The sequence below is a fragment of the Kribbella sp. CA-294648 genome (genome assembly GCF_050943845.1).
In the GTDB taxonomy this organism is placed as follows: Bacteria; Actinomycetota; Actinomycetes; order Propionibacteriales; family Kribbellaceae; genus Kribbella.
Genome location: NZ_CP191981.1, coordinates 5,791,210 through 5,816,602, shown reverse-complemented (window position 1 = coordinate 5,816,602; position 25,393 = coordinate 5,791,210). Strand labels below are relative to the sequence as shown.

The window sequence follows — 25,393 nt, the reverse complement described above, 5'->3', positions numbered from 1 at the left end:
TCGCGGCACTTGACGAGCATCCACGATGCTCCGCATCGAGGACCCTCCTCAAGCACCGCGATGCACGCACCTGGACACCGCAATCACTCAAACAACTTCCGGTGCGGGGCACTGAAGCTAACACCGCCGTGGATCACCGATCCTGAGCAGAACTACTCGTATTGCAAGGCCTCCAGGGGGTTCAGGCGGGCGGCTCGGCGGGCGGGCCAGATGGCGGCAAAGATGCCGACGACGACTGAGACGACAGCGAAGATGACGAGTTGGCCGGTGGGGACGGCGAAGCTGATCTCGTCCAGGCGAGCGGCGAGCAGGGACGCCAAGCCGAGGCCGAGCAGGATTCCGATCAGTGCGCCGATCAGAGCGGTGATCACGCTCTCGTGCCGGATCATCCGTTTCACCTGCCGCCGGGTCAGACCGATCGCGCGCAGCATGCCGAGCTCGCGAGTCCGTTCGAAAACGGTCAGCACGAGCGTGTTGACGATGCCGAACAGGCTGACCAGGATCGACAGCGCGAGCAGTACGTAGAGCACGTTCAGCAGGCCCTTGATGCCGTCCGACTGCGCGGCCTTGAACTGCTCGCGGGTTTGCGCCTTGGCGTTCGGGAAGCTGGCCAGCGCCGACTCGAGGGCCGCCGTGTTCGCGGGCGTGACGCCGCCGTCCATCTTGAGGAAGGTGTAGATGTTCAACGGCTGAGGGTTCGTCGCGTCGAACGTCGCGGTCGAGATCGTCACGTTGCCGAACGGAGAACCACCCGCCGGCGGCTTGAAGATGCCGCGCACGGTCAACTGCAACGTACGACCCGTGACAGTCGTCAGCGCGAACTGCGAACCGAGTCGCAGGTCGTGCTTCTCGGCGTACTCCTCGTCGAGGATCGCCCCATCAGCGCCCAGCTCCCCGAGCGCCGACTGTGACCCGCTCTGCCAGTCGAAGCTGAGCACGGTCGGCGCCTGCGTATCGACCGCCGTGATCGGGATCGTCTCGTCGAACGCCCGGCCTTGTCCGCCCCGGACACTCGACGTCGCCTCGACGCCCGGCACCTTCGCAACCGTTGCGGCGACAGTCGGCGGCAGCGGGCTGAAGTTGTTCTGTGCCGCGACCGCGTAGTCGCCGCTGAAGATCCGGTCGACCGCGTCCTCGAACGGCTTGATGATGCCCGCGCCGAGCGTCGCGACCAGGGTGACGAGGGCCAGACCGATCATCAGCGCGGCAGCGGTCGATGCGGTCCGGTGCGGATCGCGCTTGCTGTTCTGCCCACCGATTCCGGCCGCCGGCCGATCGGTCAGTACGCCGGGGAACTCCGCGGGCCACTCAGGTTGCCACGAACTCGCCTTCCGGCGTACGGCCATCGCGGTGACGATCACGAGCAGCACGGGATTCAGTACTGCGCCCAGCACGAACCCGCCGACCCGCTTCCCCGTCGACCCCGGCCCCCAATACCCGCGGCGCAGCAGCCAGTACGGCAAGGAGAACAGCGGCCAGGCCAAGATGCTCAAAACGAGGACCGACCCACGCGCGACGGGATCGGACGCAGCCGCCAGCGGACGCACCAGCTTTGCCGCGAACAGCGCGATCCCGATGAAGATCAGCAGTACGCCGATCGCCAACGCAGCCAGCAGATTGCCGGTGCTCAACCCATCGACGAACAACCCGACCACCACCAGCGCGATCCCGGCGAGGGTCAGCAGAACCGCGCCGAGCGCCCGATAGCGCTGAAAACGTCCAGGCGGCAGCTTCGCGCCTTCGCGGACAGCCGCGATCGGCGGTACTCGCGTAGCTCGCCAAGCCGGACGAAGGCTGGCGAGCAGTGTCACCAGTACGCCGACCGCCAACGCGACGATGACCGTCCGAGGGCGGAAGACCAGGCCGTTGTTGGGCAGCGTCAGCCCGGCCGCGTCGAAGATCTTGAACAACCCGGTGGCGATGCCCAACCCGAGGAACAACCCGGCGACCGCGGCCACCACACCCGTCGCGAGCGCTTCGAGCACCACCGAGTTCATCACCTGGCGCCGCGAAGCACCGAGCGTGCGCAGGGTGGCGAACTCGCGGGTCCGCTGCGCGATCGTGATCGACAGGGAGTTCGCGATCACGAACGAGCCGACGAACAGCGCGATGCCGGCGAACACCAGCAGGAAGGTCCGGAAGAAGGTCAGGAACTCGCTCGTGCCCGCAGCGTCCTGGGCAGCCTGGTCATCGGCTGACCGGACCTGCGTACCTTCGGGCAGAGTCTTCTGAACCGCCTCGATCAGCTGCTGCGGAGACGTGCCGCTCTTGGCCTTCAACACGATCTGGTCCAGCTTGCCCTGCTTGTCGAGCAGTCGCTGCGCGGTCGGCAACTCGAAGCCGGCCAGCGTCGCGCCCCCGATCGAGGAGACCGAACCGAACTCGACCAGTCCGGAGATCCGCAGCTGCTGGACCTGACCGCGAGCCTGGACACCGATCAGGTCGCCGGCCGCAAAGCCCTTCTTCGAGGCCGTTTGCGTGTCGATCACGACCTGGTCCGGTCCCGGCCAGTCGCCTTTCACCAGCGCGAGCGTGTTGAACTCCGGGTGCTCCCCATCGATGCTGAAGCCCAGGTTCGGCGCGCCGCCGAAGACGATCGCCTTACCGTCCTTGCCGATCAGCTGCGCTTCGCCCGAGACCGCGCCGCCGGCCACTCCGACCTCTGGCAGCTTGGCGACCGTGCCCAGCAGCGACTCGTCGAACGACGGTGCCGGCACCGTCCCGTCGGCCGGTACGTCGAACGCCGGTTTGCCGGTGATCGCCGCGTCGGTGTTCTTGTACGTGTCGGAGAAGATCGTGTCGAACGCGGTCGAGATCGAGTCGGTCAGCACGTAGGTACCCGACACCAGCGCGACCCCGAGCACGACCCCGATCGCGGTCAGCGCGGTGCGCAGCTTCCGGGCCAGCAGACCGCGCAACGCGAAGCCGATCACGACAACTCCCGTACTGCGATGCCGATCACGACAACTCCCGTACTGCGATGCCGAGCACGGCGGCCCGTACTGCGATGCCGGTCACTGCAGGTCCAGCGAATCGATGATCTGCAGGATCTCGTGCTGATCGGTGCGACCGGTCTCCTTCACGATCACGCCATCGGCCAGGTAGAGCACCCGGTCGGCCATCGCGGCCGCCTTGGCGTCGTGCGTCACCATCACCGTCGTCTGGCCGTACTCGTCGACCGAACCGCGCATCAGTTGCAGGATCTCGTTGCTGGTCCGCGAGTCGAGGTTGCCGGTCGGCTCGTCGGCGAAAATCACCGTCGGCCGGGACACCAGCGCGCGGGCGATCGCGACCCGCTGCTGCTGACCGCCGGACAGCTCGGCCGGTCGATGGGTCAGCCGGTCGGTCAGGCCGACCCGGGCGACCAGTTCGTCGAAGTACGCCGGATCGGCCTTCTCGCCGGCGATCGTCAGTGGCAGCACGATGTTGTCGCGCGCGGTCAGCATCGGCAGCAGGTTGAAGAACTGGAAGATGAAGCCGATGTGCTTGCGCCGCAGCTTGGTCAGGTCGTCGTCGCCGAGCGTGGTGATCTCCGTACCGCCGACCTGGACGGTGCCCGTGGTCGGCTTGTCCAGCCCGGCCAGGATGTGCATCAAGGTCGACTTGCCCGATCCGGACGGGCCCATCACGGCGGTCAGTTGCCCCGCGGTGATCTCCACCCCGACCCCCCGCAACGCGTTGACCGCGGTGTCACCCTCGCCGTACGTGCGATGCAGTTCCTCCGCGCGTACGACGGTCTGCTGTCCATCCATGTGCCGATCGCCCTCCCTGGCAGATCAGCGGCCCCCCAGAAGCCGTCGATAGTGCTCCGAGTCTGCTCCTGGAACAGTCGGCAGCGACAGGGGGATGCCCCCGACCGGACCCGGAGATCCGCCGGGTGGGTCTGGTGAACAGCTGAGGCCGGTCGGTCGGTGAGAAACCTACGGAATCCGCCGGGGGAGAAGAGTTATTGGTGCCGGACCGGGAAGCGCCTCACGGCGCGTGGCCGCTCGTAGCGGCTAATTTTGGGACCCGGGGCTACCGCGGCCCGACACCTCCATCAGTGTAACGGGTGGGCAAACCCCTTGTCCTGTTGACTTCTCACGCTTCGGTTGCCGATACCACCTGGTTTCGGCGGACGCAAGTGCCGGTCCAGAACCGCCGGCGGACTACCAGAGTTGCCCGGCGCGTTCGGCCCGCCCGGCGGTCTGCAACTGGTCGGCCATCTCGACCAGCCGGGATGCCGATCGGACCTGGTCGTGGGCGTCCTCGGCCAGGTGAGCCCGGCCGGTTGCGACGATCCGCGCGAAGGCCGCCGCGCGATCCAGGGTGGTCGCGAAATCCCCGGTCGCCACGCCCCGCAGTACGGCGTCGACCATGTCCCTGACCTCAGCCGGACCGGGTGGGTCGGCGACGCCGGCCACCACCGCGTGCACCTCGGCGTACTTGCGGCCGGAGGTGTACTCGCGGGAGACCTCGTCGGCGTTGCCGTGCACCCACGAGCGCAACAGGTAGAGCCGCCACAGCGTGCCGGGCAACGAGTCCGCGGGCGCGTCGGACCACAGATCGGCCAGCTCGTCGAGACCGTAGTCGTCGGCCAGCTTCACCACCCGCGCGATGACTTCGGCGTCCTCGCTGGACCGGGCGCCACGGACGAGCAGCTCCGCGGTCCGGTGCGCAACCTCGGCCACCGCGGCCGGGTCGTGCGCACCAGGCAGCGACTCGAACAACTTGGCACCCGGCAGAATCGGCCGGCGCGGAGTAGGAACGGTCACCCGCCCATGGTGCCTGACCACCCCCACCCCCGCACGCCGACCCGGACGTGTTGCCCCCACGTCCGCACCGCAGGCTGGAATGATCTACCTGGTGTACACGGTCAACGGATGGTTCGAGCTGGCGTCGGACGACGATCGCGAAGAGGAGGCCGTTGCGGGACTCCAGGACTACTGCCGGACCTTCGACGGCACCAACATCCAGGTCACGTGGCCCGCACCCAACTACGCCCGCTTCCTGACGATCGCAGGCAACGCGAACCACCTCCGCACCCACAGTGCTGACGTGCACGGCCTCCTGCAGTTGGTAGGCGAGCGGCTGCCGGGGAGCTGGGGGCTGCTCTACGAGCAGGACGACGAGCGGACAGAGCCGCCTGGGCCCGATGCGTACCGGGTGACTCGGATGATCCGGGGCCGGTTGCAGGAGCAGATGGATCCGTTCTTCTCGCCGATCGTTCCGGTGGTCGAGAGCCTCGAGTGGACTCCTGAGGCCGGCGACTCCCTGGAGGCTTGGGTCGAGTACTACGAGGCGGTCGGTCGGCCTGCTGGGCTCGACGGCGTCGACCTGGCGCGCAGTACGGCTGTCGGGGTGGAGTGGCGGGGCACGACGGCGGTGGTGACTGTGGACTGGCTGCTGGAGCCGGGACATCCGCAGTACGGCGGGGGGCCGCAACGCGGGGTGCTGCGCTGGGGTGGGGTGACTGAGCTGCACGTGGTGGGGGACGTGAACGGAGTGCTGGTGGAGCTTGCCACGGCCGGACGGCTTTCCAAGGTCCGGGCGGGCGCAGGGGTGCTCACTGTGACGGCGGACCGGCTCGAAGTCGAGTTCTGAGGTCCGGTGGGTCGGTACAGTCGGGGGTATGGCGGGTGGACGCGGGTCGTTGGCTAAGAACGTGGTGAAGTATGGGGTCCGGTACGGGCCTATGGCGTTCGAGGCGGTCAAGCATGGGCGGGAACCGGCGCAGCAGGCTCTGCAGGCGGCGCTGGCGAAGCGGAACGCGCGGAAGAAGGCGATCGAGCACGCGCTGACCGTGCGGGACGGGTCTCTGCTCAAGGTGATCAAGGACGGGCAGGCGGTCTTCTTCGTCTTCAGTGGCGATGCGATCGTCACCACCTACCCGCCGGTGGCGCAGTCGACCTACCCCGAGCTGCTGCGGCACGCCGACCTGGATCGCCGGGAGAGCGCGCTCGTGCTCTCGGCCAACAAGACCAAGCTCACAGAGCGGCTGCCGCGGGTACGGCGCCGCAAGTAGACCGGACTAGCCGGTCGCGCGGGGCCTGAGCAGCGGGTTTGACCTCGACGTAACACTCGCGACCCGGCGTGGCAACACCTCCCACGCACAGTGGAAGCACGTTTCCACGAGGGAGGGCCACCCATGCTCTGGAAGATCAGGACCGAACTCGCCGACCGGCCGGGTGCGCTGGCCGAGCTCGCCGCACGCTGTGGTGCGGACGAGATCAACATTCTGAGCCTGGAGGTCTTCACCTCCGAGTCCGGCGCTGTCGACGAGCTCGTGGTCTCCACCGGCGTCGGCTGGACCGCGGAGGACCTCACCGCGCTGGTCGCCGAAGCCGGCTGCACCCGTACTACGGTCCGCCCGTGCCAGGCTGACGTACTCCACGACGGGCCGACCCGCTACCTGCGCGCAGTACTGCGACTGATCGACGACCCGCTGGCCGTGGACGAGGAGCTGGAGAGCCTGCAGGGGTTTGACGAGTACACGGCGGCCGAGTGGGCGCGGGCCGACGTACTGGTGGAGATCGCTGGTCGCCTGGCCGGGCGGGAGCTTGCGCCGGTACAGGAGCCGCCGCGGCCTGGCAGCGCAGTACCGGAGTTGCGCAAGGCCACTGTCGAGGACGCTGAAGCAGTAGTTGCCATGCACGACCGGTGCTCGTACGAGAGCCGCACCAGGCGCTACCACGTCCCCATGCCGAAGCTCACCGCCCGTACTGCGCGTCACCTGTCGGCGCCGGCCGGTGGCGTCTCCATCGTCGCCACAGCCGGTGAGGCCGTCGTGGGGATGGCTACTGCTGCTCCCTGGGACGAGCTGGGCGGCGCGGCGATGGAGATCGCAGTACTGGTCGAGGATGGCTGGCAGCGGCACGGCCTGGGGTCGCAGTTGCTGCGCAGGGTGATCCAGGAGGCCCGGGAGCTCGGTGCCGATCGCGTTGTCTGCATGGTCCAGCCGGAGAACACCGCGATGCTGCGGACGGTCGAGGGACTACGGATGCGGACCAGGGTGGTGCAGGACTCAAGTCACCTGATGGTGACGGTCGCCCTGTCCGATCAGAGCCTGTCGCATGCGGTGGATCGGCCGTCAGTGCCCTATCGTCAGACGCGTGCCATCCCTGCCCGGTCGTAACCCGCACGGCCTTCTCGTCAACCTGCCTGCGAGCACCCGCTCGCCGGTGGTGGAGTTGTCCCGGCGGCTGCTGATCGCGCTGGGACTCCTGACGCTGATGGTGCTCATCGTGGTCGTCGACCGGGACGGCTACAAGGACACCTACGACGGCGAAGTCGGACTGATCGACAGCATCTACTACGCGACCGTCACGCTCACCACGACCGGCTACGGCGACATCACCCCGGTGACGCCGACGGCCCGGCTGGTGAACGCCTTCATCGTCACACCACTGCGGATCTCCTTCCTGGTGGTGCTGGTCGGCACGACCCTGGAAGTCCTGGCGAACGAAGGTCGCCGCATCATGCGCGACTCACGATGGAGGAAGCGCATGAAGGACCACGTGGTGGTAGTCGGCTACGGCACCAAGGGCCGGTCGGCGGTACAGACCCTGCTCAGCAACGGCGTCAAGCGCGAGGACATCGTCGTGATCGACCCGCGGGCGCAGGCGATCGGTGACGCGGGCAACGACCAGATGGCCGCCTTCCACGGCGACGCCACCAACCGCACCGTACTGCGCCGCGCGGAGGTGATGACCGCCCGCGAGGTGATCGTCACCACCGACCGCGACGACTCGGCGGTGCTCGTCACACTGGCCGTCCGGCAGCTCAACCCGAACGCGCACATCGTCGTCGCGGTCCGCGAAGAGGACAACGTCCCCCTGCTCCGGCAGAGCGGCGCCGACGCGGTCGTCACCTCGTCCGAAGCAGTCGGCCGCCTGCTCGGCCTCTCCGCCGTCAGCCCGAACCTGGGCGAGGTGATGGAGGACCTGCTGACGTACGGCGAAGGCCTCGAGGTCGCCGAACGCCCGGTCCTCGGCCGCGAGGTCGGCAAGGCACCGTCCTCGGTCCCCGACCGAGTGGTCTCCGTCGTCCGCGACGGCCGGGTCCACCGGTACTACGACTCCTCGGTCTCCGTCCTCGCCGCCGGCGACAAACTCATCGTCGTCCGCCCCGCCAAGGAAACCCCCTGGGCCGAGCGCCCAGGCGCCGACGACCAGGACGAGTAGCCACACTCCGCACAGCCCAGCTCACCGGATCAGGTGTTGACGGCGGGCTGGGCGGCATCTTACTGTCGAGTGTGTAAACGATTACAAGAACGATTACAGGAGGCTGCGTGAGTCGGCCGACGGTTGCGGGAGTGGCTCGGGTCGCCGGGGTTTCGGTGGCTTCGGTGTCGCGTGTGCTGAACGGGCTGCCTGCGACCGAAGAGATGGTCGAGCGGGTGCAGCGGGCTGTCGAGGAGCTCGGGTACGTGCCTGACTCGCGGGCCCGGTCGCTCAAGGTGGGGCGGACGTTTCAGCTGACGCTGGCGGTGGCCGATGTCGGTAACCCGGTGTACGTGACGATGATGCGGGCGGTGGAGGAGGTTGTCTCCGCCGCGGGGTATCGGCTGGTGGTGACCACCACCGGGCCCGATGTCGTCGACGAGGTCGCGCTGGTACGGGGGCTGGCGCGCGGGTACGCCGACGGGCTGGTGATCAGCCCGCTGCGAGTGGACGACGACCTGATCAAGTCGATCCGCGAGTGCGACGTACCGGTGGTTGTCGCCGGTAATGTGCCGGCTTCCGCGGGGGTCGACACGGTCCGGGCCAACTCTCCGAAGGGGATGCGGCTCGCGGTCGAGCATCTGCTGGCGAAAGGCCGCAAGCGGATCGCGTTCGTGAATGGTCCTGTCGACACCGTTCCTGGTGCCGCACGGGCCAAGGGTTTTGCTGATGCGATGAAAGAGAACAAGCTCCAGTCCGTGGCGGAGGTCGAGGCGGTCGACTTCACCTTCGCTGCTGGTCGCGAGGCCGGCCGCGAGCTGCTCGAGACTCTTTCCGGTGGCCACGGGGGTGCCACCGGCAAGGCCGATGCGGTGATCGCGGCCAACGATTTGCTTGCCGTGGGCATCATGCATGAGCTCGCGGCGCGCGACCTCGCCGTACCGGCGGATGTTGCGGTGATCGGGATGGACGACAGTGAGCTGGCCGAGCAGTCGTTTCCGCCGCTGACGAGTGTGAACCTCGGGTCCGCCGAGCGTGGACGGCGCGCCGCCGAGTTGCTGCTGGCAAGGATCGAGGACAGCACCCGGACGCCGCGGCGGATCGTCGTTCAGCCGACCCTGAGCGTGCGGAGGTCGACGCCATGAGTGCCGCGACCCTGACGGAGGCGCCGAAGAAGGACCCGCAGAAGGCCCGGCCGAAGCAGAACAGAGAGGCAATCTATCTGTTCCTGCCCGCCTTGCTGCCCGTTCTGCTGCTGAGTGTCTATCCGCTCGTCCGCGGCATCGCGCTCGGCTTCACCGACGCCCGGGCCGGCCTCAACGTCGACACGAACTTCATCGGGTTCGGCAACTTCGGCAAGCTGCTGCAGAACGACCTGTTCTGGGACTCGTTCAGGATCGGCCTGATCTGGACGCTCTCGGTGACCATCCTGCAGTTCGTCGCCGCGCTCGGCCTGGCCCTGCTGCTGAACACGAACCTGCGCTTCCGCGGCGTCGCGCGAACCCTCGCGCTGATCCCGTGGGCGATGCCGCCGGTGGTCGTCGCGATCATGTGGCGGCTGCTGCTGCACCCGACCAACGGCCCGGTCAACGAGATCTTGCAGAAGCTGCACCTGACCGACCACCCGATCAACTTCCTCGGCGACTTCAGTACTGCGCTGCCGGCGGTGATCGTGGTCGGGATCTGGGTCGGCATGCCGATGACGACGGTGACCCTGCTGGCCGGTCTGCAGAGCATCGACCGGTCCCTGTACGAGGCGGCCGCCGTCGACGGCGCCGGCGCCTGGTCGCAGTTCTGGAACGTCACGCTGCCGCAGCTCAAGACGGTGATCGTCGCGATCACGAGTCTGGACATGATCTGGAACTTCAACTCGTTCGGGCTGGTCTACGTGCTGACCGCGGGCGGCCCGGGTGGCAAGACGATGCTGCCGATGCTGTTCGCCTACAACGAGGCGTTCCGGTACGGCAACTTCGGGATGGCGGCCGCGATGGGCGATGTGATGGTCGTGATCATCATCGTGTTCCTCGCGTTCTACCTGCGGAACCGGTTGAGGAGCCAGGCATGAAGCGGCGCAGGCTGGGAACGAGTCCGGCGGCACGCGCCGCGCAGTACGTGGCCGTGGTCTGTTACCTGGTGTTCCTCGGGTTCCCCTTGCTGTGGCTGATCTCCAGCTCGCTGAAGTCGCCGCAGGAGTTCGCCAGCATGACGCCGTCGATCCTGCCCAAGCACCCGAACCTGTCGAACTTCACCGACGCGCTGGAAGAGCAGGGGCTGGTCCGATCGATGTGGAACAGCCTGCAGATCTCGGTCGCCTCGACGATCCTGGTGCTGGTCGTCTCGCTGCCGGTGGCCTACGCGCTGGCGCGGTTCCGCAGCCGGTTGCGGCCGCTCACCAACGGCTGGATCCTGGTCAGCCAGGTGTTCCCGGTGATCCTGATCGTGATCCCGCTGTTCATGATCCTGCGGCCGTTGCACCTGACGAACACGATCCCCGGCGTGGTGATCGTCTACATGGTCTGGTCGATGCCGTTCGCCCTGTGGATGCTGCAGGGGTACGTCGCCGCCGTACCACGCGAGCTGGAGGAGGCCGCGTCGGTCGACGGCGCGAGCCGGCTCCGCACCATCGTGTCGATCGTGATGCCGTTGCTGCGGCCCGGTCTGATCGCGACCGCGATGTTCACCTTCATCTCGGCGTGGAACGAGTTCTTCTTCGCCCTGGTCCTGCTGCAGGACCCTGAACTGAAGACGCTGCCGCTGGTCCTGGCCCGCTTCGTCGGTGCCGAGGGTCAGGTCCAGTTCGGGCCACTCGCGGCCGCGTCCGTCCTGGCCACCGTGCCGAGCCTGGTGTTCTTCGCCTTCCTGCAACGCCGGCTGACTTCCGGCTTGTTGAGTGGCGCAGTCAAAGGCTGAAAGACCGAAGAACAAAAGCAGAAGAACAAAAACAAAAAGACGTTGTGGTGTGGGACAGGAGATGCAATGAAGAAAGCAATGACCGCGCTGCTCGCGGCGAGCGCTCTGGTGACGCTCGCGGCCTGTGGTGGCAACGACGACAGCGGCTCCGGTGACACCGGGTCGAACGAGAAGGTGACGCTGAAGTTCCAGAGCCTCGCCTTCCAGAAGAGCACCGTCGCCGCGACCAAGAAGATCGTCGCGGACTGGAACGCGGCGAACCCGAACATCCAGGTCGAGTACGTGCAGGGCAGCTGGGACTCCGTGCACGACCAGCTCGTCACCCAGTTCCAGGGTGGTACGGCCCCCGACGTCATCCAGGACGAGTCGGCCGACATCACCGGGTTCGCGAACCAGGGGTACCTCGCCGACCTGTCGCAGTACCTGAGTCAGGAGACGAAGGACGCCGTCTCGCCGGGTGTGTGGGAGACGGTCTCCAAGGACGGCAAGGTGTTCGCCGCGCCGACCCTGCTGCAGTCGTACGTCGTGTTCGGCAACTCCGCTGCGCTCAAGCAAGCCGGCATCGCGACTACCGGCGAGTCGCTCAGCTGGGACGACCTGCAGGCGAACGCGAAGAAGCTCACCGCGGGTGGCAAGTACGGGCTCGGCTGGGGCCTGAAGAGCCCGACCGCGACCGTGCTCAACCTCGGGATGAACTTCGACGGGGTGTTCTTCGAGGGCACCGGCCGCGACGCCAAGGCGAAGATCGGCGACGCCGAGCTGGAGGTGCCGAAGCGGATCCACGCGATGGCCTACACCGACAAGTCGATCGACCCGACCTCGCTGACCCAGAGCGGCTCCGACGTACTGCCGGGCTTCTTCGGCGGAAAGTACGCGATGGTTGTCGGCGGCAACTACGCCGCGCAGCAGATCCTCGAGCAGGCGCCGAAGGGCTTCCAGTGGGAGGTGCTGCCGCCGCTGAAGGGTACGTCGGAGAAGCAGGCCGCGAACCCGCAGACGCTGTCGGTCCCGGCCGAGGGCAAGCACATCAAGCAGGCCGCGCAGTTCATCGACTACTACATGAAAGCCGAGAACCTGGCCGCGGTCGGGCAGGGTGACTGGCTGATCCCGACCACGAAGGCGGCGCGGGACGTGATCGCGAAGCAGACCGGCGGCAAGAACGGCTGGACCCAGACGCTGGCCAGCGGCGAGGAGCTCACCAAGGCGCCGTTCCAGAGCGTCGAGAACTATCCGAAGTGGAAGGACCAGATCGCCACCCCGGCACTGCAGGAGTTCCTGGCGGACAAGATCGATCTGGCCACCCTGGGCAAGAAGCTGAACGACGGTTGGGGGCAGGTCAACTCCTGATGTCGGCACTGGAGCAGAGGTCGGTAGGGGCGCTGGTCGGCTCCGCGGTCGGTGACGCGATCGGCGGGGCCGTCGAGGGCTGGACCCCGGAGGCGATCCGGGAACGGCACGGCGGCTGGGTGACCGGCATCGTCGGTCCGTGGTACGACGACTGGCGCACCGCGCGCCCGATCGCGCCGTACCACAAGGGCGACGGGCACATCACCGACGACACGTTGATGACGCACGCGCTGGTCGAGGTGTACGACGAACGCCGCGCGCACCTGGACGCGTACGCGATCGCGGAGTCGCTGGTACCGAAGCTGCTGACCGAGAAGCGCTGGATCCCGGAGCTGGAGACCGAGGCGTTGCTGCTGCAGCGCGTCTTCCTGGCCGAGAAGTGGCTGGTCGCGCGGTTGCACTACGGGCACAACGATCCGCGCGAGGCGGGCGTCGGGAACATCGTGAACTGTGGTGCGGCGATGTACGTGGCGCCGGTCGGGATCGCCAATGCCGGTGATCCCGCCGGTGCCTATGCCGAGGCGATCGACCTGGCCGGGGCACATCAGTCGAGCTATGGGCGGGAGGCCGCTGGGGTGTTCGCCGCGGCGGTAGCGGCGGCGATGATGCCGGGGGCAACGGCTTCGTCGGTCGTCTCGGCGGCGCTGGAGTTGGCGAAGGACGGGACGCGGTCGGCGGTCGAGGCGGTGGCCGCGGCTGCTGACGGGCTGACCGACTGGGAGTCGGCGATCCCGGTACTGCGCAAGGCGGTGGAGCCCTTCGACACGGTCGGACCGGAGTACCGGAACCAGTCGCTCGACGCGCGCCGGCCGAGCCGGACCAAATCGATCGAGGAGTTGCCGGTCGCGTTGGGGTTCGTGCTGGTGTCGGGTGGGAATGTCCGGGAGGCGGTGCTGGGTGGCACGAACTACGGGCGGGATGCGGACTCGATCGCCTCGATGGCGGGGGCGATCACGGGTGCGCTGAGCGGCCCGGACGGCGTACCGGGGGAGTGGGCCACGGTGATCGCGGAGGCGAGCAAGACGGACCTGGAGGCGCCGGGGCGGGTGATGGCGTCGGTCGCGCTGGACTTGCACGAAGCCGACGCGCGGCGATTCGCGCACCGCAGTGCAACGTTGGAGAGACTGACGCGATGAGAATGACCTGGGTGCAACCGGAGGACCTGCTCCCACACCAATTGGTCCAATCCACCTCCGAAGGCGTCGACGTCGCAGACATCACCCAACGCTGGCAAGAAGCAGGCGGTACTACGCACGCCCCCGCCTCAGGTGCCTCCGACAAACCGGCTCCGTCGGCACTGCGGTCTCTCGCCCGCGAACTTCTGGACGAGTTGGACCGCCGCGCTGTCGAGTGGATCGCGCCAGCGATCCCGCAGCTCCCGCTGCTCGGCGCGCAGAGCGCGCGCGCCGCAGCGGACGGGGACGGCGAGGGCGCCGCGCAGCGCGCGCCGGGCAACGAGCGCGTGCTGGGAGCTTGGTTGGGGCGGGCTGCTGGGTGTCTGCTGGGGAAGCCCGTGGAGAAGATTCCTCGGGAGGGGATTCGGGAGATTTTGCAGAGTTCTGGGCAGTGGCCGCTTCAGCGGTATGTGTCGGCGGTGGGGGTGCCGGACGAGGTGCTTCGGCGGTGGCCTTGGAACAGGCGGTCGGCGCCCACCAGCCTCAGGGAGGTTATTGATGGAATGCCTGAAGATGATGATCTGAATTTTGCGATTGTGGCGTTGCAGTTGGTGGAGAAGCATGGGGACGGGCTGACCACCGAGGATGTGGCGTTGGCTTGGTTGAGTGACTTGCCGGCCGGGCGGGTGTTCACGGCTGAGCGGGTTGCCTATCGGAATCTGCTCGACGGGGTGGATCCGTTGCGGGCGGCGCTGGTGCGCAATCCGTTCCGGGAGTGGATCGGGGCGCAGATCCGCACCGATGTGTACGGCTGGGTGCACCCCGGCGACCGGAGTGCTGCCGCCCGACTCGCACTGACCGATGCTCGGCTCAGCCACACGGGAGCAGGTGTCGACGGCGCGATCTGGGTCGCCGCGATGTCGGCTGCCGCGATGGTGCTCGACGACCCGGTCGCGATCGCAGAGGCCGGGCTGGAGGCGATCAACCCCGAGGGCGCGCTGGCCAAGGCGGTGCGGTTCGGGCTGGCGCTGGCCGAGGTGCCGTTGGATGACGCTCTCGACGCGTTGCACGCGCAGTACGGGCATCTACATTGGGTGCACTCGGTGAACAACTCGGCACTCATCGCGTACGCGTTGACGGCGCCGGACTTCACCACCGGGATCGGCCGCGCGGTGATGGGCGGCTGGGACACCGACTCGGCCGGCGCCACGGTGGGTGCCGTGCTTGGCGCGGCGTACGGGGTTCCGGCAGAGTGGGCCGGACCACTGGACAACCGGCTGGCGACGAGCCTGCCGGGGATGAACCAGGTGGCGATCGACGAGCTGGCGACACGCACGATCACCGCCCGGGGCGTAACACCGACGCCTCCCGCGGAGATTGAGAGGGCAACGACGGTTGAGGGGGCAACGCGTGGCTGAGGTCGTAGTCGTGGGGAGCGCGAACGTGGACCTGGTGCTGGCGGTCCCGCGGATCCCTCGACCCGGCGAGACGCTGCTGGCGAGCGGACTCACCCGCGGCCCCGGCGGCAAGGGCGCCAACCAGGCCGTCGCGGCGGCCCGGGCCGGCGCCTCGACCACCTTCATCGCCTCCCTCGGCGCGGACGACGGTGGCGCAATGCTGCGAGAGGTCCTCGGCGAGTCCGGAGTAGACCACTCGCTCGTTTCGACCTCGACCAGCCCGACCGGTACTGCGATCATCACGGTCGCCGCCGACGGGGAGAACTCGATCGTCGTCGCTCCCTCCGCCAACGCGGATCTGAAGCTCTCCGCCGAGGCGCTCGAAGCGGTCGGCCAGGCGAAGGTCGTGCTCGCCCAGCTCGAGATCCCGTTCGGCACCGTCCAGGCCGCGGCCGAGGCGAGCGCGTACTTCATCCTCAACGCCGCCCCGGCCGCCGAGCTCTCCGACGAACTGCTCGCCCACGTCGACCTGCTGGTGGTCAACGAGACGGAGGCCGAGGCGGTGGCCGGCTCCGAGTTCGCGGCGCTGCTCGACCGGGTGCCCGCCGCGGTGGTGACGCTGGGCGCCGAGGGCGCGCTGATTCTTTCCCGGGATGCCGCGGAAATCCGGATCCCGGGCGTGTCGGTGGAGGTGGTCGACACCACCGCCGCGGGCGACACCTTCTGCGGAGTCCTCGCCGCGACGCTCGCTGCCGGATCAACTACTGCCCGCGACCTGACGAATGCGGTCCGACGCGCTAACGTAGCTGCTTCATTGAGCGTTAAAACCGCGGGGGCGATCCCCTCGGTGCCGCACGGGGATGTCATCGACGCGCGCCTTGCGGAGGTATACCTGTGAACCCCCTCGAGCCCCGGCGGATCGACCAGCCCGCGAAGGTCGATCTCGGCCTGCGGGCCGATCTGGCCGCCCTCGACGACGCCAAGATCCTCGGCGCCCCGGACGACCCGACCGACCTTCCGCGCTGGCGCGGCAAGCTGGCCGAGTGGCTGATGGGCGCCTACGACCGGACGGCGTACGACGGCGGCTCGCACTACGAGGTGCCCGGGCGCGAGTGGACCCAGACGGCGTACTCGGTGGCGCTGGTCTGGCTGTGGGACGACCAGCTGTACGACGTCGACGCCGGCGTCTTCACCCCGGCGAAGTTCGTCCAGCACGGGATCGACGACTTCGGCGGGTACGACGCGGTGGTGCTGTGGCACGCCTATCCGGTGATCGGGATCGACTCGCGCAACCAGTTCGACTTCTACCGGGACGTGCCCGGGCTGAAGGAACTGGTTGCCGAGCTCCACGACCTCGGGCTGAAGGTGTTCTTCGACTACAACCCGTGGGACGTCGGCACCCGTCGGGCCGGCCGGCCGGACGGGGACGAATTCGCTGCCCTGATTGCCGACTACGCCGTCGACGGGGTCTTCCTCGACACGCTGAAGGAGGCGGACCCGGCGTTCACCCGGCCGCTGCGCCGGGCCAATCCGGCGCTCGCCCTGGAAGGCGAGTCACGGTTGCCGTTGGCAAGGATCAGCGACCACGCGCTGTCCTGGGCGCAGTGGTTCGCCGACACCCGGGCGCCCGGCGTACTGCGGGCGCACCTGTTCGAGCGCCGGCACATGATGCACCACACCCGCCGGTGGAACCGCGACCACAGCGACGAGCTGCAGTCGGCCTGGGTGAACGGCGTCGGCATCCTGGTCTGGGAGTCGGTGTTCTCGGCCTGGGTCGGCTGGAACGCGCGGGACCGGGCGACGCTGCGCCGGATGGTCGCGGCGCAGCGAGCCTTCGCACCCATCCTGATCGGTGGCGACTGGATCCCGCTGACGCCGGAGATCCCGGACAAGGCGCGCGAGCACGGCGTCTTCGGCTCGCGGTTCGAGCTGGCCGACGTCACGTTCTGGACGCTGATCAACCGCGACGAGGAGGACTTCGAGGGCGTCGTACTGCGCTCCGAGGACCAGGTCGGCGACTGGTACGACGTGACGTCCGGCGTGCCGGTCACCGCGGATGACGACGGCGTGCACCTGGTCGTGCCGGGCCGTGGCGTCGCCGGCATCGTCCGGGTCGGTGCGACCGCCGGGCAGACCTGCAGGGCGACCGCGCGGAAGCTGGGAACGATGTCGCGCCCGCACGTCAAGGACTCGGCGTTCCCGGCTTCACCGGCTGTCCGGATCGCGGTGCCGGAGGTTTCCGGGCAGGCAACGATCGGCGAGACGGTCGCCGTACCGGCGGGAGAGCGGTCCTTGACGGTTCGGCACCGTCGGCGCGAGACGGGGCTGTACGACCAGGCGCCGTACGTGGAGGAGTGGAAGCCGTTGCCTCCGCGTCTGCACGACATCCAGACGCTGACCCGCGAGGTCACGCTGCCAGGGGTCTCGGTGGCGATCCGTGAGGTGACCAACGCGGAGTACGCGGAGTTCCTGAAGGCCACCGGCTACCAGCCGAAGGTGGCGAACAGGTTCCTCGCGAACTGGATCGACGGCGCTCCGGCGAGCGGCACTGAGGACCAACCAGTGACGTACGTCGACCTGCCGGACGCCCGGGCCTATGCGGCCTGGCGCGGTGGCCGGCTGCCGACCGAGGACGAGTGGCAGGTGGCTGCGGGGCAGCCCGGATTCACCCGCGGCGAGCCGCTGGTCTGGAACCTGACCGAGAGCGAGCACCGCGACGGACGCAGCCGGTTCTGCATCCTCAAGGGCGGCTCGTACTTCGTTGCCGAGGGCTCCGACTGGTACGCCGACGGCGGGCCGCAGGAGCCCGAGGTCAGCTTCAAGCTGGTGCTCACCGGTGGCGGCCTGGATCGCTCGGAGACCATCGGTTTCCGGTGCGCGGGATGAGCTTTGCGGTTCTGAAAGGCAGGACAGGATGAGGGCGGCGCCACTCGAAGGCGTGAAGGTGCTGGAGGCGGCGACGCTGTTCGCGGGACCGCTCGCGGCGACGTTCCTCGGCGACTTCGGCGCGGACGTGACCAAGATCGAGCACCCGTCGCGGCCGGACGCCGCGCGGGGGCACGGCACCAGCAAGAACGGTGTCGGGCTGTGGTTCAAGACGCTCGGCCGGAACAAGCGGCTGGCGACGCTCGACCTGTCCCAGGGCCGGGAGGTGTTCCTCGACCTGGTGCGCGCGAACGACGTCCTGGTGGAGAACTTCCGCCCGGGCACGCTGGAGCGCTGGGGGCTCGGGCCGGAGGTGCTACTCGAAGCGAACCCGCGGCTGGTGATCGCGCGCGTCACCGCGTTCGGCCAGGTCGGGCCGTGGTCGCGCCGGCCGGGGTTCGGTTCGTTGGCGGAGGCAATGAGTGGCTTCGCCGCGGTGACCGGTGAGCCGGACGGACCGCCGACGCTGCCGCCCTTCGGTCTCGCTGATGGGATCACCGCGCTCGCCACCGCGTACGCCGTACTGGTCGCGTTGAGAGAGCGTGATCAGTCCGGTGCCGGGCAGGTGATCGACATGGCGATCATCGAGCCGATCCTGATGATGCTCGGTGGACAGATCACGGCGTACCAGCAGACCGGGTATGTGCAGCCGCGACTCGGCAACCGCTCGTCGAACAACGCGCCCCGCAACGTCTACCGGACCGCCGACGGACGCTGGGTGGCCGTGTCGACCAGTTCGCAGAGTATTGCCGAGCGCGTCGTCACGCTGGTCGGCCGACCCGATCTGGTCGCGCAGCCTTGGTTCGGCAGCGGCCGCGAGCGGGCCGAGCACGCCGACGAGCTGGACGAGGCGGTTGGCAGCTGGATCGCTGAGCGCTCCCTGGACGAGGTCATGCTCGCCTTCGAGAAGGCCGAGGCCGCGGTCGGGCCGGTGCACGACATCCGCGGCATCATGACGGATCCGCAGTACGCCGCGCTGAACACGATCGTCGAGGTGGACGACGAGGAGCTCGGCGGGCCGGTCCAGATGCAGAACGTGCTGTTCCGGCTGTCGGAATCGCCCGGGTCCATCCGCTGGGCGGGCCGGCCGCACGGAGCCGACACCGACGCGGTACTGGCCGAGATCGGCGTGTCCCCCGAGCAACTTGCCGCATTGCGTGAAGCTGGAGTCGTCTAGGTGCTCACCGCCCTCTATGTACCGGCCAACCGGCCGGACCGGTTCGGGAAAGCTGTTGCCGCCGGCCCCGACCTGGTGGTGTTCGACCTCGAGGACGCCGTACCGGTCGATGACAAGGCCGATGCGCGCGGCTGGGCGATCGCGTGGATCGCCGCGTTCACCGGCCGGACGCCGGTCGAGGTACGGGTGAATGCGCCGGGGACGCCGTGGATCGAGGATGACCTGGCGGCAGTGGCGGCGGTGCCGGGTGCCCGGGTGCGACTGCCGAAGGTGGAGAGTGCGGACGACATCCGGCAGGTGCTCGATCAGGTGCCTTCGGCAAGGATCACCGCGTTGATCGAGTCGCCGCTGGGGTTGGAGCGGGCGTTCGAGATCGCGACCGCGGACCCGAGGGTTGTTGCCGTGGCTTTGGGTGAGGCAGATCTATCGAGTTCGCTGGGCGTCGACGGGCCGGGGGGACTCGCGTGGGCTCGCGGCCGGTTGGTTTCGGCCTCGCGGGCCGCCGGGCTGGGCGCGCCGATGATGTCGGTCTACCCGCACGTGAGCGACGAGGAAGGCCTGCGACGGACCAGCCTCGAAGGTCGCGCGCTGGGCTTCGTCGGCCGGACGGCGATCCATCCGCGGCAGCTGCCGGTCATCGTCGAAGCATTCACCCCGTCGGCGACTCAGGTGGCTGACGCCGCGGCCCTGCTGGCGGCGGTAGAGAAGGCCGGCCTGGCCGACGGCGGCGTCATCGTCCTCCCCGACGGCCGGATGGTCGATCCCGCCATGCTCGGCCGCGCTCGCGAAATCGTCGAACTGATGGCGAAGATCGACCTCTGAAACTCGGGTGGGCGGGGCTGAGCGGCTAAGGTCGAGAGCATGCTGCCGCGTGTGGTCGATGCTGTGGTGATCGGATCCGGGCCGAACGGGCTGGCGAGTGCGATCGCGCTCGCCGACGCGGGCTGGGACGTGCTGGTGCTCGAAGCCGCCGACGAACTGGGCGGCGCGGTGCGGTCCACGACCGTCGACGGCTGGACCAGCGACCGGTTCAGCTCCAACTACCCGCTCGGGGTCGCCTCGCCGGTACTGCGCGCGCTGGAGCTGGAGCAGTTCGGCCTCCGCTGGGCCCACGCGCCACTCGCGTTGGCGCATCTGCTCGATCCCGGCGACGAGGATGCGGCCGCGATCCATCCGGACCCGACCGACACGGCGGCCTCGATCGGGCGCGATCATCCGAAAGACGGCGACACCTGGCTGCGGCTCTACCAGGACTACGTCAAGATCCGCGCGCCTTTCCTGGAGTCGTTGCTGACGTCCTGGCCGCCGGTCGTCCCAGGGCTGCGGCTCGCCCGCAAGCTCGGGTCGGCGGGGGAGTTGGCCAGGTTCGCGCGGTTCATGGCGATGCCGATGCACCGGATGGGGAAGGAGCTCTTCGAAGGTGAGCGTGGTCGGGCACTTCTGGCTGGCAACGCCTTTCACGCCGACGCCCCGCTCAGTGGCAGTGTCAGCGGGACGATGGGCTGGCTGTTGGCGATGCTCGCCCAGGACGTCGGATTCCCTGTAGCAGAAGGCGGTTCGAGCGCTCTCTCGTCAGCCCTCGTGCGTCGGGCCGAGCACGCCGGCGCGGTGCTGACCACCGGTACGCCGATCTCCGCGATTGACGTTGCCGCCGGCAAGGTGACCGCAGTACGGACCGCGTCCGGCGAAACGGTCCGCGTCCGCCGAGCCGTGATCGCCGACGTCTCCGCACAGAATTTGTACGGCGAACTGTTGCCGCCAGCAAGCGTTCCGGCCGGGCTCCGTCGCGATCTCGAGAACTTCGAATGGGACTACCCGACGGTCAAACTCAACTACCGGCTGAGCAGCCCGATCCCTTGGCGAGCCGCGGAGGCCCGCGCCGCCGCTGTGGTCCACCTCGGCGGTACTGCGGACGAGCTGGTCCACGTCGGTGCCGACCTGGACACCGGACGGTTGCCCACAGCACCGTTCTTGCTGATCGGCCAGCCGAGCAAGGCCGACTCCTCCCGCTCGCCGGACGGTACCGAAGTGGTCTGGGCCTATGCGCACCTGCCCCGCGGTGTCGTCGACGACGCCTCGGCTGAGAAGCTGGCCTACCGGATGGATCGCGCCATAGCGCGGTACGCCCCGGGCTTCCCGGAGTTGGTCGTCGACCGTGATCTCCAGCGCCCGAGCGACTTCGTCCAAGCGAACGCCTCGCTCGGGATGGGAGCACTTGGCGGTGGCACCACCCAGCTTCACCAGCAACTCATCTTCCGCCCGACGATCGGCCTCGGCAGCCCACGGACCGTCGTCTCGGGGTTGTACCTGGGCAGCTCCGCGATCCACCCCGGCCCCGGCGTCCACGGAGCCTGCGGCCACCTCGCCGCCCGAGCCGCCCTCCGCGACGCCTCCCTCCTCGGCCCCCTGACCCGCATCCCCACCACAGCAGCCCTCCGCCACCTCCAACGCTGACCCCGCCTGTGCTACCAGGAGTGCGGGCGGACCGCCCCCACTCACAAACCTCAGCTGATCGAACCGGGCTACGCCTGCGCGGGCATGCTCCCGGCTGGAAACGGGAGGTTAGTGAGTGGGGGCGGTCCGGCCCGTCCGGCTGCTAGGCGGGTTGCGGGGCTATGCGGAGAGCTGCGACCAGGGACTGGTACAGGCTGTCGGTGGCGAGTAGCTCCTGGTGCGTGCCGCGCGCCCGGACCGAACCGGCTTCCAGCACGATGATCTGGTCAGCGTCGATGACCGTCGACAGCCGATGCGCGATCGTCAGTACTGCGCCCGTGCGGGCGATGCGCGCGATCACCTCATGGACCGCGGCCTCCGTCAGCCCGTCGAGCTGAGCCGTCGCCTCGTCCAGCAGCAGGATCTCGGGATCGCCGACCAGTGCGCGGGCGAGCGCGATCCGTTGCCGCTCACCACCGGAGATCACCGCGGTCGACAGCACTGTGTCCAGCCCGTCGGGGAGTTCCCGCACCCGCTCGTCGAGCCGAACCGCCCGGAGCGCTTCCCAAACGGATTCCTCGCCGGCTTCCTCGTGCGTGTAGAGCAGGTTCTCCCGAAGTGTTCCGGGCACCAGCGGGGTGTCCTGTTCGACGTACACGACTCTCCGGCGGAGATCCTCCAGCGACCAGTCCTGCAGCGGTACGCCGTCGAGGATCAGCCGGCCGCTGTCAGGGTTCAGGAAACGCAGCAGGAGCGAGAAGATCGTCGTCTTGCCGGCACCCGACGGGCCGACGATCGCGGTGTGACCGATACGGGGGATCTCCACGCTCACGTCCTGGATCGCGGGCGCCGCGCCCGGTGCGTAGCGGGCCGTGACGTTGTCGAACACCAAGGCCGAGTCGCTGAGCGAGGCGGTGGACTTTCGTAGTACGGGGCTGTCGTCAGTGGGCTCCAACTCCAACGCGTCGACCTCCCGGATGCGGGCTGCCGCGGCGATGCCGGCCTGCAGTCCGCCGACCGTGGTCGCGAGACTCGACACCGGCTCCATCAACTGGAACGCGTAGAGCAGGAAGGCGACCAGGGCCGAGACGGTCAGCAACCCCTCGCTGACCCGGTACGCGCCGAGGCCGAGGATCAGCATGATCGCCAGCCCGACTCCGAAGCCCGCGACCGTGAACGCCACGGCCTGGAACCGGACCGCGCGAATGCTCTGCCTAGCCGACTCGGTCGCCTCGACGATCACCCGCTCGCTCTCGCGGTGCTCCGCACGACTCGCCTTCACCGTCCGGATCGCGCGCAGCGCACCCTCCAGTACTCCGCCCAGCCGGCCGACCGCACCCTGCGCCTGCTCCTGAGCCCGGGCCATCGGTGGCATCAGGAGACCCACGATCACCCCGACGACGACCAGCGCGCCGAGGGTGGTTGCCAGCAGTACTCCGTCGAGGGTCGCCATCAGGATCAGCGCACCGGCCAGGCCGATCACGCTGTTCACCAGTTCGACGATGCTGGAGGCGGCGGCCTCGCGCAGCAGGACGGTGTCGGAGGTGACGCGGGTGACGAGCTCACCGGGGGAGCGGGTCGCCAGCTCACCGATGCGGACCCGGAACAGCCGGCGCACCATCGAGCTCCGGGCCTCCAGGACGACGCGCTCGCCCATCCGCCCGAGGATGATCCACTGGATCAGGCCCAGCGCCGAACCGGCGACCAGCAACACGACCAGCAGGACCACCGCGGGCGCGATCGACGCCGACGACGCGAGCCCGTCGAGCACCGACTTGGTCACCAGCGGGGTCGCCAGCGAGGCGCCGGTCGTGCCGAGTCCGAGCAGCAGACCGAGCGCGAGCGTCCGCCGGTGCGGGCGGACGAAGGTCCACAACATTCTCAGGTTCTGCCAGCGGCCGGTCATGCGGTCCTCCCCAGGGTTGGTGCTGAATCATCAAGGTAACAGAATGGGACACTGGTGTCCTATTATTAATCAACGCAGACCTACCGAGGTAAGGTCTGGGCATGACTGACACGGTCGAGTCGGGGAGCCGGAGCCGGACCCGCAGAGCGATCCTGGATGCCGCGGTGGTCGTCTTCAGCCAGCGGCGGACCGCCTCGCTCGGCGACGTCGCGGCCGAGGCGAGCGTCGCCCGCAGTACCTTGCACCGGTACTTCGCGGATCGCGCCGAGCTGGTCCATGCGATCGCCCAGGACGTCCTGGTCGCGGTGGAGAAGGTGATCACCGAGGCGGCGCTCGACCAGGGCACCCCGCGGGAGGCGCTGCACCGGCTGGCCGCCGGGTACTTCGAACTCGGACCGCGGATCTTCTTCCTGTTCAACGAGCCGACCTTCAACGCTCCGGACACCGACGAGCGGGTGAAGCAGTTCTTCGAGCGACTGGACGAGATCGGCAAACCGATCGAGGAGCTGATCCTGCGGGGGCAACGCGACGGGGTCTTCGCGGCTTCACTGTCGGTGGACTGGATCATCCGGATGTTCTGGTGGATGGTCTACATCGGCTGGGAGGCCGTCGACGAAGGCGCGTTGCCCCGGCTGTCGGCACCCGCGACGATCCTGCAGACCATCGAACACGGCATTTCCACGCCACCCGCGACGCCTTGAATCGGCAGGCTGTGATGAGGTGGCGGGGTTGAAGGGACTGGGTTGATGAGTGGCGAGCAGGTCGAGGGGCTGTTGCGGGAGCTGGCCCCGCAGGTGCTGGGGTTTCTGGCTCGGCGGCATGGGCAGTTCGACCTGTGCGAGGACGCAGTACAGGAAGCTTTGCTGGCGGCTGCGACGCAGTGGCCGGCGGACGGCGTACCGGCCAATCCCCGGGGCTGGCTGATCACGGTCGCTACTCGCAAGCTGACCGACCAATTCCGGAGTGAGAGCGCGCGGCGTCGCCGGGAGGACTCGGTGGCGGCGATGGCCGGTGTCGACGAACTGGTCGCGCCTGGTGCCGATCAGGATCAGCCGCCGGAGTCCGACGACACGCTGACGCTGCTGTTCCTGTGCTGTCATCCCGCCGTCACTCCGGCCTCGCAGGTCGCGTTGACGCTGCGGGCGGTCGGCGGTCTGACGACGGCTGAGATCGCCAAAGCGTTCATGGTGCCGGAGGCAACGATGGCGCCGCGGATCAGCCGGGCGAAGCGGAGCATCAAAGCGGCTGGCTCGCGGTTCGTGCTGCCGCCTGAGGAGGAGCGTGCGGACCGGCTGCGCGTCGTACTGCAGGTGCTGTACCTGATTTTCAACGAGGGTTACACCGCTAGTTCGGGGGCCGAGCTGCAGCGGGTCGAGCTGACGGCTGAGGCGATCCGGCTGACGCGGATGCTGCACCAGTTGCTGCCGGACGAGGGTGAGGTTGCCGGGCTGCTGGCGCTGATGCTGCTCACCGACGCGCGGCGGGTGGCTCGGACCAAGCCGGATGGAAGCCTGATTCCGATCGATGAGCAGGACCGCAGTCTGTGGTTGCGGGAGCCGATCGAGGAAGGTGCTGCGCTGATCCTGCGGACGCTGGCGCAGGGGGAGGTCGGATCGTATCAGCTGCAGGCCGCGATCGCTGCGGTCCACTCCGAGGCGGCGAGTGCTGACGAGACCGACTGGGAGCAGATCCTGGCGCTCTACCAGTTGCTGGAGACGGTCGCGCCGAATCCGATGGTGACGCTGAACCGCGCGATCGCGCTGGCTCAGGTCGGAGGGCCGGCGGCCGGGTTGGAACTGCTCGGAACGCTGGACGGTGACAACCGGATGGCGGACAACCACCGGCTGGACGCAGTACGGGCGCACTTGCTCGAGCGCCTCGGCAAGTTCGCGGAAGCGCGCGAGCACTATCTCGCGGCGGCGCGCCGGACCACGTCGTTGCCGGAGCAGCGCTACCTGGTGGCGAAGGCGGATGGGTGTGCGGAGAGACAGGATGTAGCGCCGCGCGGGTAGGGCGGTTGAGCCTGCGGCTGAGGCCGTGTA

21 protein-coding genes are annotated in these 25,393 nt (G+C 68.5%); 17 read left to right on the top strand and 4 right to left on the bottom strand.

Features of this window, described 5'->3' with window-relative positions; translation table 11 throughout:
- Window positions 1-152 precede the first annotated feature (152 nt).
- From ACQPYM_RS27465 to ACQPYM_RS27455, 3 genes are all read right to left on the bottom strand, one after another.
- Window positions 153-2,933: an ABC transporter permease gene (locus ACQPYM_RS27465; protein WP_433005813.1), complete on the bottom strand. Its 2,781-nt coding sequence runs from the start codon at window positions 2,931-2,933 to the stop codon at window positions 153-155.
- Window positions 2,934-3,014: 81 nt separating this feature from the next.
- Window positions 3,015-3,752, bottom strand: coding sequence for an ABC transporter ATP-binding protein (locus tag ACQPYM_RS27460; protein WP_433005810.1), 738 nt, complete (start codon window positions 3,750-3,752; stop codon window positions 3,015-3,017).
- A 396-nt stretch (window positions 3,753-4,148) separates the two neighbouring features.
- Complete coding sequence (locus tag ACQPYM_RS27455) at window positions 4,149-4,754, bottom strand: hypothetical protein (protein ID WP_433005807.1); 606 nt, start codon at window positions 4,752-4,754, stop codon at window positions 4,149-4,151.
- A 79-nt stretch (window positions 4,755-4,833) separates the two neighbouring features.
- Between ACQPYM_RS27455 and ACQPYM_RS27450 the strand changes: the two genes are divergently transcribed.
- The 15 genes from ACQPYM_RS27450 (at window position 4,834) to ACQPYM_RS27380 (ending at window position 21,466) form a co-directional block, all read left to right on the top strand.
- Window positions 4,834-5,583, top strand: a complete 750-nt coding sequence (locus tag ACQPYM_RS27450) for an Imm7 family immunity protein (RefSeq protein WP_433005804.1) — start codon at window positions 4,834-4,836, stop codon at window positions 5,581-5,583.
- Between the two features lie 28 nt (window positions 5,584-5,611).
- The gene (locus ACQPYM_RS27445) at window positions 5,612-6,004 is read left to right on the top strand and encodes a hypothetical protein (protein ID WP_433005801.1); all 393 of its coding nucleotides are present in this window, start codon (window positions 5,612-5,614) and stop codon (window positions 6,002-6,004) included.
- A gap of 123 nt (window positions 6,005-6,127) precedes the next feature.
- The gene (locus ACQPYM_RS27440) at window positions 6,128-7,114 is read left to right on the top strand and encodes a GNAT family N-acetyltransferase (protein ID WP_433005798.1); all 987 of its coding nucleotides are present in this window, start codon (window positions 6,128-6,130) and stop codon (window positions 7,112-7,114) included.
- Entirely contained in the window at window positions 7,080-8,162 is a 1,083-nt protein-coding gene (locus tag ACQPYM_RS27435) for a potassium channel family protein (protein ID WP_433023395.1), read from the top strand. The genes ACQPYM_RS27440 and ACQPYM_RS27435 overlap by 35 nt, the downstream gene beginning before the upstream one ends.
- 107 nt (window positions 8,163-8,269) lie before the next feature.
- Window positions 8,270-9,286, top strand: a complete 1,017-nt coding sequence (locus tag ACQPYM_RS27430) for a LacI family DNA-binding transcriptional regulator (protein ID WP_433005795.1) — start codon at window positions 8,270-8,272, stop codon at window positions 9,284-9,286.
- On the top strand, window positions 9,283-10,206 hold the full coding sequence (locus ACQPYM_RS27425; protein ID WP_433005792.1) for a carbohydrate ABC transporter permease: 924 nt from the start codon (window positions 9,283-9,285) through the stop codon (window positions 10,204-10,206). The genes ACQPYM_RS27430 and ACQPYM_RS27425 overlap by 4 nt, the downstream gene beginning before the upstream one ends.
- Window positions 10,203-11,051, top strand: coding sequence for a carbohydrate ABC transporter permease (locus ACQPYM_RS27420; protein ID WP_433005789.1), 849 nt, complete (start codon window positions 10,203-10,205; stop codon window positions 11,049-11,051). Before ACQPYM_RS27425 ends, ACQPYM_RS27420 begins: the two co-directional genes overlap by 4 nt.
- Before the next feature lie 66 nt (window positions 11,052-11,117).
- A complete protein-coding gene (locus ACQPYM_RS27415; RefSeq protein ID WP_433005786.1) occupies window positions 11,118-12,398 on the top strand; it encodes an ABC transporter substrate-binding protein in 1,281 nt (426 codons plus the stop codon).
- On the top strand, window positions 12,398-13,534 hold the full coding sequence (locus ACQPYM_RS27410) for an ADP-ribosylglycohydrolase family protein (RefSeq protein ID WP_433005783.1): 1,137 nt from the start codon (window positions 12,398-12,400) through the stop codon (window positions 13,532-13,534). The genes ACQPYM_RS27415 and ACQPYM_RS27410 overlap by 1 nt, the downstream gene beginning before the upstream one ends.
- The gene (locus tag ACQPYM_RS27405) at window positions 13,531-14,931 is read left to right on the top strand and encodes an ADP-ribosylglycohydrolase family protein (RefSeq protein WP_433005780.1); all 1,401 of its coding nucleotides are present in this window, start codon (window positions 13,531-13,533) and stop codon (window positions 14,929-14,931) included. The genes ACQPYM_RS27410 and ACQPYM_RS27405 overlap by 4 nt, the downstream gene beginning before the upstream one ends.
- A complete protein-coding gene (locus ACQPYM_RS27400; protein ID WP_433005777.1) occupies window positions 14,924-15,808 on the top strand; it encodes a ribokinase in 885 nt (294 codons plus the stop codon). Before ACQPYM_RS27405 ends, ACQPYM_RS27400 begins: the two co-directional genes overlap by 8 nt.
- Window positions 15,805-17,796: an SUMF1/EgtB/PvdO family nonheme iron enzyme gene (locus tag ACQPYM_RS27395; protein ID WP_433005774.1), complete on the top strand. Its 1,992-nt coding sequence runs from the start codon at window positions 15,805-15,807 to the stop codon at window positions 17,794-17,796. Before ACQPYM_RS27400 ends, ACQPYM_RS27395 begins: the two co-directional genes overlap by 4 nt.
- Window positions 17,797-17,824: 28 nt before the next feature.
- Window positions 17,825-19,012: a CaiB/BaiF CoA transferase family protein gene (locus tag ACQPYM_RS27390; protein ID WP_433005771.1), complete on the top strand. Its 1,188-nt coding sequence runs from the start codon at window positions 17,825-17,827 to the stop codon at window positions 19,010-19,012.
- On the top strand, window positions 19,013-19,834 hold the full coding sequence (locus ACQPYM_RS27385) for an HpcH/HpaI aldolase/citrate lyase family protein (RefSeq protein WP_433005768.1): 822 nt from the start codon (window positions 19,013-19,015) through the stop codon (window positions 19,832-19,834). It abuts the gene before it with no gap.
- Between the two features lie 39 nt (window positions 19,835-19,873).
- A complete protein-coding gene (locus ACQPYM_RS27380; protein WP_433005765.1) occupies window positions 19,874-21,466 on the top strand; it encodes a phytoene desaturase family protein in 1,593 nt (530 codons plus the stop codon).
- 142 nt (window positions 21,467-21,608) lie between these two features.
- Here ACQPYM_RS27380 and ACQPYM_RS27375 read toward each other — a convergent pair whose 3' ends face one another.
- Window positions 21,609-23,351 carry an ABC transporter ATP-binding protein gene (locus tag ACQPYM_RS27375; RefSeq protein WP_433005762.1) on the bottom strand — a complete coding sequence of 581 codons (1,743 nt, stop codon included), beginning with the start codon at window positions 23,349-23,351 and terminating at the stop codon, window positions 21,609-21,611.
- A gap of 101 nt (window positions 23,352-23,452) precedes the next feature.
- On the opposite strand from ACQPYM_RS27375, the gene ACQPYM_RS27370 reads away from it, so the two are divergent.
- Together ACQPYM_RS27370 and ACQPYM_RS27365 are read left to right on the top strand one after the other, a co-directional pair.
- Window positions 23,453-24,052 carry a TetR/AcrR family transcriptional regulator gene (locus tag ACQPYM_RS27370; RefSeq protein WP_433005759.1) on the top strand — a complete coding sequence of 200 codons (600 nt, stop codon included), beginning with the start codon at window positions 23,453-23,455 and terminating at the stop codon, window positions 24,050-24,052.
- A 45-nt stretch (window positions 24,053-24,097) separates the two neighbouring features.
- Window positions 24,098-25,363 carry an RNA polymerase sigma factor gene (locus ACQPYM_RS27365; RefSeq protein ID WP_433005756.1) on the top strand — a complete coding sequence of 422 codons (1,266 nt, stop codon included), beginning with the start codon at window positions 24,098-24,100 and terminating at the stop codon, window positions 25,361-25,363.
- Window positions 25,364-25,393: the final 30 nt, after the last annotated feature.

What these genes read in the sequence shown, in the direction of transcription:
- ACQPYM_RS27460 (WP_433005810.1), bottom strand. Translation starts at nt 3,752, where the DNA reads ATGGATGGACAGCAGACCGTCGTACGCGCGGAGGAACTGCATCGCACG.
- ACQPYM_RS27450 (WP_433005804.1), top strand. Translation starts at nt 4,834, where the DNA reads ATGATCTACCTGGTGTACACGGTCAACGGATGGTTCGAGCTGGCGTCG.
- ACQPYM_RS27445 (WP_433005801.1), top strand. Translation starts at nt 5,612, where the DNA reads ATGGCGGGTGGACGCGGGTCGTTGGCTAAGAACGTGGTGAAGTATGGG.
- ACQPYM_RS27440 (WP_433005798.1), top strand. Translation starts at nt 6,128, where the DNA reads ATGCTCTGGAAGATCAGGACCGAACTCGCCGACCGGCCGGGTGCGCTG.
- ACQPYM_RS27425 (WP_433005792.1), top strand. Translation starts at nt 9,283, where the DNA reads ATGAGTGCCGCGACCCTGACGGAGGCGCCGAAGAAGGACCCGCAGAAG.
- ACQPYM_RS27420 (WP_433005789.1), top strand. Translation starts at nt 10,203, where the DNA reads ATGAAGCGGCGCAGGCTGGGAACGAGTCCGGCGGCACGCGCCGCGCAG.
- ACQPYM_RS27415 (WP_433005786.1), top strand. Translation starts at nt 11,118, where the DNA reads ATGAAGAAAGCAATGACCGCGCTGCTCGCGGCGAGCGCTCTGGTGACG.
- ACQPYM_RS27410 (WP_433005783.1), top strand. Translation starts at nt 12,398, where the DNA reads ATGTCGGCACTGGAGCAGAGGTCGGTAGGGGCGCTGGTCGGCTCCGCG.
- ACQPYM_RS27405 (WP_433005780.1), top strand. Translation starts at nt 13,531, where the DNA reads ATGAGAATGACCTGGGTGCAACCGGAGGACCTGCTCCCACACCAATTG.
- ACQPYM_RS27390 (WP_433005771.1), top strand. Translation starts at nt 17,825, where the DNA reads ATGAGGGCGGCGCCACTCGAAGGCGTGAAGGTGCTGGAGGCGGCGACG.
- ACQPYM_RS27380 (WP_433005765.1), top strand. Translation starts at nt 19,874, where the DNA reads ATGCTGCCGCGTGTGGTCGATGCTGTGGTGATCGGATCCGGGCCGAAC.
- ACQPYM_RS27375 (WP_433005762.1), bottom strand. Translation starts at nt 23,351, where the DNA reads ATGACCGGCCGCTGGCAGAACCTGAGAATGTTGTGGACCTTCGTCCGC.
- ACQPYM_RS27370 (WP_433005759.1), top strand. Translation starts at nt 23,453, where the DNA reads ATGACTGACACGGTCGAGTCGGGGAGCCGGAGCCGGACCCGCAGAGCG.
- ACQPYM_RS27365 (WP_433005756.1), top strand. Translation starts at nt 24,098, where the DNA reads ATGAGTGGCGAGCAGGTCGAGGGGCTGTTGCGGGAGCTGGCCCCGCAG.